Annotated in this window: 13 protein-coding genes; 8 read left to right on the forward strand and 5 right to left on the reverse strand. The window is 30.6% G+C overall.

What is annotated here, in order from left to right:
• Positions 1-216 precede the first annotated feature (216 nt).
• Together ACUN26_RS09560 and ACUN26_RS09565 are read left to right on the forward strand one after the other, a co-directional pair.
• Positions 217-969, forward strand: a complete 753-nt coding sequence (locus ACUN26_RS09560) for a class I SAM-dependent methyltransferase (RefSeq protein WP_001003840.1) — start codon at positions 217-219, stop codon at positions 967-969.
• Positions 970-1106: 137 nt separating this feature from the next.
• Positions 1107-1937, forward strand: a complete 831-nt coding sequence (locus ACUN26_RS09565) for an alpha/beta fold hydrolase (protein ID WP_000833430.1) — start codon at positions 1107-1109, stop codon at positions 1935-1937.
• 103 nt (positions 1938-2040) lie between these two features.
• Here ACUN26_RS09565 and ACUN26_RS09570 read toward each other — a convergent pair whose 3' ends face one another.
• The gene (locus ACUN26_RS09570; RefSeq protein WP_000194101.1) at positions 2041-2484 is read right to left on the reverse strand and encodes a carboxymuconolactone decarboxylase family protein; all 444 of its coding nucleotides are present in this window, start codon (positions 2482-2484) and stop codon (positions 2041-2043) included.
• A gap of 245 nt (positions 2485-2729) precedes the next feature.
• Here ACUN26_RS09570 and ACUN26_RS09575 point away from each other — a divergent pair, with 245 nt between their 5' ends.
• Positions 2730-3524: a VOC family protein gene (locus tag ACUN26_RS09575; protein ID WP_000627950.1), complete on the forward strand. Its 795-nt coding sequence runs from the start codon at positions 2730-2732 to the stop codon at positions 3522-3524.
• Positions 3525-3568: 44 nt separating this feature from the next.
• Here ACUN26_RS09575 and ACUN26_RS09580 read toward each other — a convergent pair whose 3' ends face one another.
• On the reverse strand, positions 3569-3976 hold the full coding sequence (locus ACUN26_RS09580; protein ID WP_001117403.1) for a tautomerase family protein: 408 nt from the start codon (positions 3974-3976) through the stop codon (positions 3569-3571).
• A 110-nt stretch (positions 3977-4086) separates the two neighbouring features.
• On the opposite strand from ACUN26_RS09580, the gene ACUN26_RS09585 reads away from it, so the two are divergent.
• Both ACUN26_RS09585 and ACUN26_RS09590 read left to right on the forward strand, forming a co-directional pair.
• Positions 4087-4956, forward strand: coding sequence for a LysR family transcriptional regulator (locus tag ACUN26_RS09585; protein ID WP_000403088.1), 870 nt, complete (start codon positions 4087-4089; stop codon positions 4954-4956).
• A gap of 167 nt (positions 4957-5123) precedes the next feature.
• Positions 5124-5873 carry an aminoglycoside phosphotransferase family protein gene (locus ACUN26_RS09590; RefSeq protein WP_001048444.1) on the forward strand — a complete coding sequence of 250 codons (750 nt, stop codon included), beginning with the start codon at positions 5124-5126 and terminating at the stop codon, positions 5871-5873.
• Between the two features lie 80 nt (positions 5874-5953).
• Here ACUN26_RS09590 and ACUN26_RS09595 read toward each other — a convergent pair whose 3' ends face one another.
• Positions 5954-6901, reverse strand: coding sequence for a phosphotransferase enzyme family protein (locus ACUN26_RS09595; protein ID WP_000661042.1), 948 nt, complete (start codon positions 6899-6901; stop codon positions 5954-5956).
• Between the two features lie 323 nt (positions 6902-7224).
• Between ACUN26_RS09595 and ACUN26_RS09600 the strand changes: the two genes are divergently transcribed.
• On the forward strand, positions 7225-8319 hold the full coding sequence (locus ACUN26_RS09600) for a helix-turn-helix domain-containing protein (RefSeq protein WP_001008130.1): 1095 nt from the start codon (positions 7225-7227) through the stop codon (positions 8317-8319).
• A gap of 14 nt (positions 8320-8333) precedes the next feature.
• On the opposite strand, the gene ACUN26_RS09605 is transcribed toward ACUN26_RS09600, so the two are convergent.
• Both ACUN26_RS09605 and ACUN26_RS09610 read right to left on the reverse strand, forming a co-directional pair.
• Positions 8334-10025, reverse strand: a complete 1692-nt coding sequence (locus tag ACUN26_RS09605) for a M3 family oligoendopeptidase (protein ID WP_001190004.1) — start codon at positions 10023-10025, stop codon at positions 8334-8336.
• A 17-nt stretch (positions 10026-10042) separates the two neighbouring features.
• Positions 10043-10981 carry a DMT family transporter gene (locus ACUN26_RS09610; RefSeq protein ID WP_000683318.1) on the reverse strand — a complete coding sequence of 313 codons (939 nt, stop codon included), beginning with the start codon at positions 10979-10981 and terminating at the stop codon, positions 10043-10045.
• Positions 10982-11108: 127 nt separating this feature from the next.
• Here ACUN26_RS09610 and ACUN26_RS09615 point away from each other — a divergent pair, with 127 nt between their 5' ends.
• Both ACUN26_RS09615 and ACUN26_RS09620 read left to right on the forward strand, forming a co-directional pair.
• A complete protein-coding gene (locus ACUN26_RS09615) occupies positions 11109-12479 on the forward strand; it encodes an aminotransferase-like domain-containing protein (RefSeq protein ID WP_000280145.1) in 1371 nt (456 codons plus the stop codon).
• Positions 12480-12528: 49 nt separating this feature from the next.
• Positions 12529-12843 carry a carboxypeptidase regulatory-like domain-containing protein gene (locus tag ACUN26_RS09620; protein ID WP_002038770.1) on the forward strand — a complete coding sequence of 105 codons (315 nt, stop codon included), beginning with the start codon at positions 12529-12531 and terminating at the stop codon, positions 12841-12843.
• Positions 12844-12991 lie beyond the last annotated feature (148 nt).

Raw genomic sequence — 12991 nt, forward strand, 5'->3', positions numbered from 1 at the left:
TTTATAATATATAATTAAATAATGTTATTACACATAAAATCTTCCAATTGAGGTGGGGTAGATGAAATCCTATATTATTAGAAGTAACTAGTAGTTCGGGGCTGAAAAATGCATACTAGATATAAAAGAAGCTTTACGAAAATATAAACTATGAGTCTATATTGAGAATCATCAGTACTAAACATTTCATGCATTTTACAAAGGGGAAATAATAAAATGAACGAATTAGAGTACATAAACTTTTATGATAAAGTAGGAAGATTAAATGGGTGGGATTTCAGTAAGCTGAAATGTGAAACGGTAGGAGACACTTGGGACTTTTATGGCGAAGTGAAAGAAAGATGCAAACCATCAGACATGCTACTTGATGTAGGTACAGGTGGAGGAGAAAATGTACTTAACATAGCATCTTCAGCTAAATTGTTAATTGGAATAGATAATTCTAATGGCATGATTGAAACAGCACATTCCAACTTGAAAAAAGCAGGTGTACAAAATGTTGAGTTTCTCCAAATGGGTTCTGAAGCTTTAACGTTTCCGCATGCTTATTTTGATATTGCTTCTAGTTGTCATGCACCGTTTCTAGCATCTGAGTTAGCAAAAGTAATGAAAAAAGGTGCTTTTTTCTTAACACAACAAGTTTGTGAACATGATAAATTAAACCTTAAAGAAGCATTTGGCAGAGGACAATGCTTAGGTGAAAGAGATGGCACTTTAAAAGAAAAGTATATGAGTGAACTTATTAGTGCAGGATTTGAACTCGTGCAAGTACGTGAATATGATGTTACTGATTATTACAGTACACCTGAAGATCTCATTTTCTTATTAAAACATACGCCTATTATTCCTAATTTTGGAGAAGGGGAAGAGGATTTTACTATTTTACAAAAATTCATCGACCCGAATAGTTCTGAAAAGGGGATTCGTACGAATTCAAAGAGGTTTATGATTATTGCTGTTAAATTATAATATATTTTAGTGTGAAAGCTTATTTTCTATTAAAGAAAATAAGCTTTTTTGTATGGAAAAGAATGCAGGAAAAACTTGAAAATAATAGAAATAAGTTAAGCGCTAATCAAAAAATCGAAATATGGAGGATAGTTGTTTTGAAACGTTACTATATTAACAATGAAAAATTAAACGTACATATTACTGAATGGGGAGAAAAGGATAAACCCGTTATTTTTTGTTTACATGGATTAGGTAGTACAAGTTTAAGTTTTATAGAAATCGCAGAAGAACTAAAGGAAGAGTATAGACTTATATCCATTGATGCACCTGGGCATGGTAAAACACCGCCCTTTGAAAGAACAAAAGATTATGAGATGCAAAACTTAGCAAATTGGTTAAATGAAATAATAAATGAACTAAAAATTGAACATTTTTATTTTCTATCACATTCGTGGGGAAGTTTTGTAGCGCTATTTTATTTATTACATAATCCAGAAAAAGTATTAGGAAGTATTCTCATTGATGGAGGGTACCAAACGAAAAGGCTTCAAGAAGAAACGTTGGAAGAAGAAATTGCTTATTATGAAAAGGACTTTGAAGAGTATGTTTTTAATAGTTGGGATAATTTCTTTAAAAGTGAAAAAGAAGTGTATACAAGATGGTCTCCATTATTAGAACTTGCAGTTAAGGATCTTGGTATAGAAATAGATAATAAAGTATGTTGGCATGCGAGGGGTACAACAGCTGGTAATATCGTAAAGGGTATGCACAAGGATGAAATAATGGATATATATGAGGAGTTACCATCTAATATAATATTACTTCGTGCTACAGTACCAAAAATTTGGGATGAGTATAGAGGGAAGACAGCGAGTATTTTTAGTGAGAGAACAAAAGCGACAGTAAAACTAATCCCGAATTCTACCCATCTGTTACATTGGGATTATCCGGAGGTTATAGTAGAAGAAATAAGAAAACATTGGTAAAGTCCAATATAATTTAAAAAGGTTGATTCTTGCAATGTATTAGAATCAACCTTTTTGAAGTGGATGTAATAAAACGTATTGAGCAAGTTGTTTGCTTAAAGTGTTATTTTTTTGCCGGTGTATTTCCCATCGCGATAGAAATTCTATTCCAACTATTAATTTGATTAATAATCAAGACAAGGTCAATATATTGTTTTTCATCATAATGTTCACATACTCGTTTGTATAGGGAATCAGGAACTCTTTTAGTAGGAATAAGTATAATATGCTCAGCTAATTCAATTGCGATTTTTTCCTCCGCTGTATAAAAAGTACATTCACCCCAAGTACTTAAGCAATAAATTCTTTGTTCAGTCTCTCCCATTTTTCGTGCATCAGATGTATGTAAATCTATGCAGTAAGCACAGCCATTGATTTGAGAAACTCTAATTTTAATAAGTTCTCTAGTCGTTCGATTAATCGTGGATTGTTTTGTGTACTTTTCCATGTCCATCATAATTTTCATAGCATCAGGTGCAGCATCATAGTAAGAAATTCTTTGCGTCACAACACAACACTCCTTTTAGCTTAAAATATTATTCATTATATCTTGAAGTGGTCGTTCATACTAATTATTTGTACTAAAACGCAAACTGCTTAAAGCTTAGATTGTATTAGCTGAAATGTTAACGCAACAGTTCTAATACAAAAGTAGTAGTTTGTTAATTAAAGTTTCAATCTCCAGATGGATTTTTCCTGTTAGTTTTTGAAATACAATACTAATAGAAATAATGAATTTGGAGGTTTATTATAATGATTACACACATTTCAGATATTAAACTACAAACTGTTTCTATAGAAGGAGTAAAACAAGTATACAGAGATATATTATCTTTTCCGATAAAAAAAGAAACAGCATCATTTATTCAATTTGAAGTAACGCCATACACAACAATTAGTTTTCAGGAAGTGTATGAACCAATTGCACCTGCGCATTTCGCTTTTGAGATTCCATATTCAAAATTTCAAGAAACAGCAAACTGGCTTGAAGGATCTGGTTTACTCATTGTGAAATGGAAAGATGGTCATACAATTGACGAGGAGAGCGGTCGATTCAATTTATACTTTAAAGATGGTGATGGAAATCTTCTTGAAATTATCGCACATAGTTATATTAATGAAGAGGTATTAGTTTCACATTCACCGTTAAACGTTTTATACGTAAGGGAAATTGGTCTTCCTGTTAAAAGTGTACCTGTATTTACGGAGTGGTTGAAATCAAATCTAAATATGAAAACGATGGAAGATGGGGACATTTTTAACTTTGTTATAGGTGGCACTGCATACATTGTTGCAACTTGGTGGCAGCGAGCTTGGATTCCAATTGCTATGAAAGCTTTACCACCAAAAGTACATGTTTCTTTCGGAACACCAGATCAAGCATTTTTACAACGAATACAAAATAATTTGAAGAAAAATAGTGTTCCATATGAATGTAAACATAATGAAGTATTATTTATTGAGCAGGGATATACGTTTACTGTCTTGTATACACCAGAGTTCCGTTCTGATATTGCTAGTAAATTACACTTACCACTTTCTATTTAGTTATAGAGAGCGGTAAGTTTATATTGTTTTAAAGAATATAAAATCTAGTTATTATGTTGATGTAACATTTGAGCTATTCCTTGACCAAATGACCAGTTCTCAATTGATGTCTCATGTAAAGTAATGAAAACATCAGCACTAGAGATGTGTAATATAGTAGCCGTGGTAGTTGCTATAGCATTATACAAATCCTTTTTTTGATTCATTGTTCTTCCTGGTCCACACGTAATTGAAACATAAATCATATTATTAGATCGTTTTGTTGAATCCTCTAATAGATAAGAAGAATCATAAAACAGCTGATGGGATGCATAAGGTAAAAACATTTGGAAATAATCGTTTTCGGGGATATTAAAATGTTCCATTAATGAATGATGGATTTTGATACTTACATTTTTTAATAACTTATTATCGGATAATTCTTCAGGATGATAAACAGTAACAAATGGCATATTAGAGCACTTCCTTTCTTTTGAATTCATTTTACTTCCAATCATTTCATTTGTATAATTGAAAATATATTAACTTATTATCAATAAAATCGATAAAGATGGTGTGTCAAATGGAAATAAAAGAATTAATTACATTTAAAAAAATTATTGAAGAAGGAACGTTTTCACAAGCTGCTAAACAATTAAACTATGCACAATCAACTGTAACAGCACATATAAAAAAGCTAGAGAATGAAATAGGTTTTCTATTATTTGAAAGAGGATGGGATGCGAGATTAACAGAAGAGGGAAAACTCTTTGCAGAGGAAGTAGAAAACTTATTAACACATTGGGAGTATTCCAAATCTCAAGCACAACGTATTAGTAATGAAGAGAGAGGGAGTTTAAGGATTGGTCTATTAGAATCTTTTGCTAAAAGGTTAATTCCAATAATATTAAAGTTTTTAAACGATGAAAAACCATATATACATTGTGATTTTGTAGTGGGAAATACTGCACTTTTAGCAGAGATGATTAAACAAAATAAGGTCGATTTTGCGGTGTGTGGACATAATAATAGTTCGAATATAAAATTCACTCCAATAAGTGATGAACAAATTGAATTTATAGTAAACCATCCGAATCATCCTTTACTACAAAAAGATTTTGTTGAAGTATTTGATATTATAGATTACCCCATAATTGTAGGTGAAAATAGTTGTTTTTCATATCAATCTGTAAGTTCTTTATTAGCGGAAAATAATTTGTCTTTTAAGAGAGTATACAATTGTAGTGCTTTGAACCTTATTCCACAAATGCTCTTTGAGAATGCTATAGGAATTATACCAAAAGGTACAATTTTGAATGAAGAAGTACTATCTTTTAAGATTAAGGGTTTTAATTCTAACATTCCGATTGGTATATTAATATCTACTAAAAATAAAAATTATTTAAGTCAAACGAAACAAAAAATTATGAACATCATTAAAGTAGCCCTATAATTATGCAGAAAATAATTATATGGCTATTTTTAATACGTATTTTTCATTTATTATTTCAAAGGTTTTATAATGACAGGATTTATATGAGTAGAAGGATTCCCTAACATTACAGTGAATTTAAAATAAAGGTGTAGTAATAATACTATATAGTTTAAGGAGGAGAAGATTTGAATTTAGGTGAGTTGATAGCCAAAGGAAATACAGCGAAGATATATCTTCATGAAAATAAAGTTATTAAATTATTTGAGGAATACCTTCCAAACACAGAGTCTACAAATGAAGCAAAAAAACAAAAATATGCTTATTCATGCGGACTACCAGTTCCGAACGTATTTGAAGTGACAAAGATACAAAATAGACAGGTAATTATTATGGAATATGTAAAAGGAGAAAATATTGGCGAACTCCTGCTTAATAATCTAAATAAGGCAAAACATTACATCAATATTTGTGTTAATGAACAAAAAAAGATTCATGCTATACGTGTGAATATAGATGAAATGGAACCAATGAGAGAAAGGTTAGAGCGTCAAATTAAATCTGTTCATAAATTGGATGAAAACAAAAAGAAAAATATTTTACAAAAATTAGATTCAATTGTATTTGATTCTAGGCTATGTCATGGAGATTTTCATCCGTTTAATTTGATTTTGAGTAACGATAACGTAAAAATTATAGACTGGATAGATGCAAGTTCAGGTGATATCCGTGCAGATGTATTTCGTACATACTTATTGTACGCTCAGGTCTCAGTAGAATTAGCTGAAATGTATTTACATATGTATTGTAGAAATACTGGCCTATCAAGAGATGAGATTTTTCAATGGGCTCCAATTATTATTACAGCTAGATTTGCTGAGAAGATATCTCCGCATAACGCAGTTTATTTAAATGGAGTGTTAGATCAGTATGTATAATTAAAAAATAAATAAAATCCAGTAAGTAATTATCCTTATATAGGATGTGGTTTAACTATTGTAGCTAAACCACATTTGCTTTACATTTTGATTAATGAATCTTTATTTTCAAGTTTCATTCTATAAAGATTCATTATCCGTACTTGATTCTCAGTTAATTCTTCTTTATTCCAATACATGTGCATTAAACTATATTCAAATATCTCTTTTAATTTGATAAACAACGGAAGCTTGTCTATCATTTCTTTAGGTAGTTCTCTTTCTTCTTGATACCCGTCAAGTATCGCTTTTGTAATAGAATTCTCATAGTCAACAATATTCCCATTTCCAGCAAATGAATATTCTATTGCACTATAAATTGGAACTGCTAAATCGAATATGTAAAAGTGTTTTTCACAGTCTTGAAAATCAATCATGGATAAGTTTGAATCGCTATCAACTAAAATGTTTTCTAACCATAAATCTCCATGGATCAGGCCGTAGTTCGTAGATGTTTTTGGTAGGTTCTTAATGGAAGATAAAACATCGCATGCAATTTCTCTAATAATAGTCTCTTCATTAGGGATATATTTAAGGAAATTATATTCTTCATTTTCATACCAAGCGTTAATATGTTTAACTCGTTCAATACTTTCAAAGTCTTGAGATATCAGATGTAATTTGCCAATTTCTTGACCCAATTGTTTAAATACATCGGGATTCCATTCACTTCTTGGTAAGTGAATGCCAGGAGCAGCTTTATAAACTACAGCAAATACCTCCTTGTCTAATGTTAAATTTTCTACTAAATTCCCCTGTAAAGAAGGTATGATTGGTGGAACACCTAATCCAGTTTGATATAAAAAGTTTGTATATTTAACTTCTTCTAACTGTTCTTCATATGTTTTATAGTTTGTAATTCTAATGAAGTAATTCCCTTGTACTGTATTACATTGATACATTTCGTTTGTTATGGGTTTAATGTTAATAAAATGTAATGGATAACGTTCGTTTACTAATGTGAGTATTTCTTTTTCTAATTCCTTCATTTTGAATTCCTCTCTATATTTAAATTTTTTCAACCTAAAAACTAAAAGTTCCTTAATTTACAAAATTCGTGTTTTATTTTATGAAATCCTTTAAAAAGATATATCCTGTAATTTACGTGTTAATAATTAGTAGGGTAGGAACACTCCACAATGATTAAAGTTAAATTGAAAAGTGAATAGAATATATGACAAAATAAGATAGCTGAAAAAATATAAAACAAAGTATTTAAGGATTTTAGAGAATGGTTCGTGTTATAAACCACAAGAAACATCAAAAAAAAGAAACGTATCCCTCTTATAATTTTTAGTGGGGAGTGAAGTAAATGAATGAGTATATACAGCAAATGATTGATTGGATTGAGGCCAATTTGAGGAAGGCATTCTCATTGGATAAATTATCGCATTACATGGGATATTCCCCTTATTATTGTTCTTTCAAATTTCATCAAGTAACAGGTGTCAGCATTAGGCGTTATGTTCTTCTTAGAAGATTGTATTTATCTACGGAGGAATTGACGAACGGTAGAAAGATAATAGATATTGTAATGGATTACGATTACTCTTCGCAAGAGGCTTATGGTAGAGCTTTTAAAACTGTTTTTGGTATAACCCCAAAAAATTTCCAACTTAGCAAGATGCCAATTCAATCATTTGTTAAACTCAATATAAATAAAGAAGAGGAGTTTAAAATGAATATTTCTAGAAAAATAGAGGTTGAGCAGTTACGAAATAGGAAATGTGAACTGTTCGATAAAGACGTACTAAATATATTAAATGGCCAATTTATGTATGAAGAATTTAAAAACGAAAAATTAATGGGAGAGTCTGATTATGCCCCATTTAATGAAGCAATGTGTGTAAATGCTACTAGTACACAAGTTTTCGATGAAGAATTCATTGAAGTAAGAGCAAGGGGGCATAATAGTTCAGTAGAGAATTATATAAAAAAGGTTATAGATCCATTAGAAAAGTTTTTTAAGAATAATTATGAATGTATTGTTTTATGGTTTGGTGAAGATATGTTTTGCCAAATGAACCTAGTAACAATACTTTCTTATCTTGAGCAGTCAGGCTATGAGGGGAGAGTGATTTTAAATAGCTTTAGGGAAGATGAATTCAAAGTCAGTCAAACTGAACTTAAGTTAGGTAACTATTGTTCTGTATACAAAGAGGTATTGGTAAACCATAGAAAACCATCTGTGGATTTACTCCCAGTGATGTATCAGGCTATAAAGTTATATTTAGAAATGTTAAAAGAAGATAATGCTGTAACAAAATTCATCTACAAAAATAAAGAATTATCAAACCAAGAATTATTAATAAAGTTGTTCCATCTTTTTCACGCAATCGGATATGGAGATTCTCAGTACATAGAACTTATTAATAAAATAAAGAAGAAAGCTGCACCTAAAATATAGGTGCAGCTTTCTACTTATATACGTTCAAGTGAATCTAACTCTGCTTCTACAAATGTCATTAATTCTTTAATAGTTTCACCAGAGAAATCAAAACGAATACCAGCTGCTTCATACACTTCTTTTATAGATTTTGAGCTTCCTAGTGATAATGCCTTCCTATAATTATTTAGTGCTTGTTTAGGATTTTCTTTATATTGTTTATACATTTGCAGTGCACCAAGTTGTGCGATTGCATATTCAATATAATAGAATGGTACTTCAAAAATATGAAGTACTGGCAACCAACTCGTTGCTATCCAGTTTTCGTAACCATCAATATGTATGACGCTAGACTGATAATGTTTTTGAAGTTGTAAGTATTTTTCATTTCTTTCCTCAGTAGTATGATTAGGGTTTTCATACAGCCAGTGTTGGAACTGATCTACGATAAGCATAACAGGTAAATATGAAATAACATCTTTAAAGTAGTTGATTTTTGCTTGTTTTAAATCTTCTTTGTCTGTATAGAAAGTATCCCAATAGTCTATTGTGAATACTTCCATTGTCATACTAGCTAGTTCAGCCGTTTCAGCGGGAATTTCTATATACTGTCGTAATTCTAATGGTTTTACGCACTCGTTATGAATGCTATGCCCCATTTCATGTATGAAAGTAATAATATCATCTTGTGTATAGTTTAGGTTCATAAAAATAAAAGATAATTGAGAAGCAGGTAAGTACTCACAAAAACCACCAGCTGCTTTTCCTTTACGACTTCCTAAATCTAAGCAATCATGAGTATACATTTGGTTTAATAAAGCTGAAAATTCAACATCTAGTTTATTGAAGATATAAGTGCATTTTTCAATTAAATCTTTTTCATTTGCAATTGGTTTAAGCACTTTTTGATCAGGTGCTACAGCTGTTACATCCCATGGGCGAAGCGTATCTACTTGTAGTTTCTCTTTTTTCTCTTGTAATATTTTATCTTTAAGTGGTACAACGTACTCTCGTATTGATTCGGCTAGTTCATAGCAATCTTTCGCTGTATAATCAAAACGCTCATATTTTTTGAACATATAATCACGATAATTCTCTACTTGAATGTTTTTTGCTTTTTGGTGGCGAATGTTAATTAATGTATTTAAGATGCTTTGGAGTTCTTTTTCAACAGATAAAAACTGTTCAGAAATAATTGTTTTTGCTTTTTTACGGATGTCACGATTCGGATTTTGTAAATAGGATTGTAATTCCGTTATCGTTTTTTCTTCGCCGTCCCAATTTCCACTTAGTCCTCCTGTAATTTCAAAGTACTCTGTTACTAATTGGTCTTCTTTAATTTCTAATTCGATATTTTCCTCGCAAAATAAAGTTTGAGCATTTTTTATTTTTACATCTAATAAACCATATACTTTAGAATCTAATTCCATTCGAAATGGTGACTGTAAGTATTTATTATTAAATAAATTTTGATAACGTTTTAAAAGTGGCTTTACAAATTGTTGATCATGTTCAAAAGTATCTTTTATTTCTTTATTATCTGTATTACTTTGAAAGGCGATATAGTGTAATCGTAATTGTTCTTCGATTTCCCAAATTAATGTAGATTGTTCTTTTAACCAGTGTTCAAGGTCTAGTTTTGAAGAAATCTTTTTATTTATTAAAGTTGAAAGAGCTTGTTCCAATTCAAGTATATTACTAATATCAATCGTATTTACGCGCTGCATTATATATCCCTCACTTTTTATTTACTTAAGGAAGTATTCTTTTTCTTTATTACAATCCCTTTTTTTCCTAAAAAGTTTGTGCCCACTACTCCAAGAACAATCAGAATTGTGCCGATGATATGGTAGTATGCGATTTGTTCATGTAAGAATGCAACTCCTGCGATAATGGTAATAAGTGTAGATAAATTGCTGAAAACACTTATTTTAGCTGCTTCAATATAAGATAATGAATAGTTTAATAACAATGCGGTCAGTAAAGAAGATAGTAATCCTAAATATAAAATGGAAATAAGAAATGTTCCATTCATAAATGGCTTAAAGAATATAGTTAATGTACCTTTGTTTATATGGCTAGTGATAGCAATTACATTAAAACTAATAAAACCAATCGCTGTCATTGTGTAAGTTAGATCCATTAGCCTGAAATTCTTTGTCATTTTTCGAGCTAACACATTATAGCAAGCAGATGATAATGCCGATAACAGAATAAGAATAACACCGATGAGACTAGTTTCATGAGCCCCTAAACCATTCATGATAAATATATAAACGACACCGATGACAGAAATGAAAACAGAGATTTTTTGCCATATATTCGTATATTCTTTTAAAAAATAAGAAGCTAATATCATCGTAAATATAGGAATTGCCGCTTGGATAATTCCAGCTTCAGATGAGCTTGTATACACTAAGCCAAACGCTTGGAAAGCAAAAAATAGTGCTGGATAAAATATTGCAATTGGTAAAAGGGCAAGTATGTTTTTAAACGATATATTTAACTTTACAAAACCGAAAATAACGGGAATGCTTGCAGCTACGAAAGCAATTGTAAAACGATGAGCAAGAGTATCAAGGGGGCTCGTAACTGTTAATGCTAATTTCACAAACATAAAGGAGAATCCAATAATAAATGAATAGAGTAATGCTGATAAATATGCCTTTGTTGTATGTTTCATAATTTCACCTCATAGTAGTTGATTTCTTACTGGCCAGTATACGTACATAGTAATCTTTCTGATCTAGTGCTACAATGTGAACAAATACAAACTGTACCGGTACAAATTAAAGGTTGAGGTGGTAATGATGTATAAGTATTTACATGTTTTAAACGACTTAGAAAGTATGATTCAAAATGGAGAGGTAAAAGAAGGGGAAAAATTACCGTCTATTCGGGCTTTAGTTACGCAATATGAATGTAATAAGGCGACAGTTATACGTGCACTTCATGAATTAGAAAAGCGTCATATTATTTATTCCGTCCCTCAAAGTGGATACTACGTTGTTAAGAAATCCGGGAGTATCATAGAAACTAACGAGATAATTGATTTTGCTTCCTCAGCACCAGATCCAGATGTGTTTCCGTATTTAGATTTTCAACATTGTATTAATAAGGCCATTGATACATATAAAAACGACTTGTTCATATATGGAACGCCGAAAGGTTTACCAACTCTAATTCCAGTTATTCAAAAACAGCTGACAAACTATCAAGTTTTCACAAAAGAAGAAAATATTTTTATAACGTCAGGTGTACAGCAAGCGCTTGCTATATTAACATCTATACCATTTCCGAATGAAAATGAAACGATATTAATTGAACAGCCAACCTATCATCTATATATTGAATATCTAGAAATAAATAAAATTCCTGTAATAGGTATTAAACGTACGAATGAAGGTATCGACTTGAATGAGTTGGAACGTATATTTCGAACAGGAAAAATAAAATTTTTTTATACGATACCAAGATATCATCATCCACTTGGAACTTCTTATTCTAAAGATGAGAAAGAAAAAATCGTACTATTGGCTAAGAAGTATAATGTATTTATAGTGGAAGATGATTATTTAGCAGATTTAGAAAATGATTCAAAAGCAGATCCTTTATATAGCTTACATAATTGTAATCATGTCATATATTTGAAAAGTTATTCGAAGATTATTTTTCCTGGTTTACGAGTCGGTGTGGCGGTTATTCCACCAGCTATTGCAAATGCTTTTCATAAATATAAAAAGATTTTAGATATCGATAGTCCAATGATATCCCAAGCTGCATTAGAAATTTATATAAAGAGTGGCATGTTCGAACGCCATAAAAATAAAATTAAATCTTCCTATTACGATAGATCAAAAAAACTAGCAGAAATATTAGAAAAATTGCAAAATGAAAACCCACTTTTATTTACATATAAAAAGCATAGTACGATAGGAATTCATACTTGTTTAGAAATACATAAAACAAGTATTTCGGAAATGTTTTTTGAGAAATTGAGTGACATTCAAATAAATATTGATTCTATTGATAAAAATTACGTCAAAGGTTTTCCTAAAGAGAGATTGTTAAAGTTAAACGTATCGAATGTAAAAGAAGATAAGATTGAAGAAGGAATTCGCAAAGTAATCGAGGAAGTAAAGCAATCGGCACGTCTAGATTTTCAATTTAAAAAAGAATAATACGAATAAGGAGGTTTATTGTGAGAGGGAAAATAATAACCTTGTTTGTATGTATTTAGGTATTGGAGCAATGGTAGTTATTAAATATTATATAGATGATGATCAGTGCATAGCAGTTGCAAAATATTCAAGAGGTATTATCGTAGATCAAAATAACGAACCTATATCTAATGTGAAAATTTATGAAGATTCTATTGAAAGTGAGGAACGTAGTATTTCAAATGCACAAGGTGAATTTGAGATACCACATGGTGTTTGTGGTGAAATTGCGTTACAAGTGGTTACTCCAGATGGCGGAATTTATACGAGAAAATATGATAATGAACATATACCAAAAGTAATAAAGATAGAGTATAAAAAGTAAGAAGAATCATTTTAAACCAATGCAAGGTGAGTATGTTAAATCAAAATTGATAATTTTTTAGAGCACTCAATAGTTAAGTGCTCTTTTTGTGTATGACATAAGTGCACTACACGGAAAAAGATACCAATAAATGATATCCTTAAAATAT

The organism is Bacillus sp. WC2503 (assembly GCF_052682895.1).

Coding starts and splice junctions, on each gene's coding strand:
- ACUN26_RS09560 (WP_001003840.1), top strand. CDS start 217: ATGAACGAATTAGAGTACATAAACTTTTATGATAAAGTAGGAAGATTA.
- ACUN26_RS09620 (WP_002038770.1), top strand. CDS start 12,529: ATGTATTTAGGTATTGGAGCAATGGTAGTTATTAAATATTATATAGAT.
- ACUN26_RS09575 (WP_000627950.1), top strand. CDS start 2,730: ATGATTACACACATTTCAGATATTAAACTACAAACTGTTTCTATAGAA.
- ACUN26_RS09605 (WP_001190004.1), bottom strand. CDS start 10,025: ATGCAGCGCGTAAATACGATTGATATTAGTAATATACTTGAATTGGAA.
- ACUN26_RS09610 (WP_000683318.1), bottom strand. CDS start 10,981: ATGAAACATACAACAAAGGCATATTTATCAGCATTACTCTATTCATTT.
- ACUN26_RS09585 (WP_000403088.1), top strand. CDS start 4,087: ATGGAAATAAAAGAATTAATTACATTTAAAAAAATTATTGAAGAAGGA.
- ACUN26_RS09615 (WP_000280145.1), top strand. CDS start 11,109: ATGTATAAGTATTTACATGTTTTAAACGACTTAGAAAGTATGATTCAA.
- ACUN26_RS09600 (WP_001008130.1), top strand. CDS start 7,225: ATGAATGAGTATATACAGCAAATGATTGATTGGATTGAGGCCAATTTG.
- ACUN26_RS09595 (WP_000661042.1), bottom strand. CDS start 6,901: ATGAAGGAATTAGAAAAAGAAATACTCACATTAGTAAACGAACGTTAT.
- ACUN26_RS09580 (WP_001117403.1), bottom strand. CDS start 3,976: ATGCCATTTGTTACTGTTTATCATCCTGAAGAATTATCCGATAATAAG.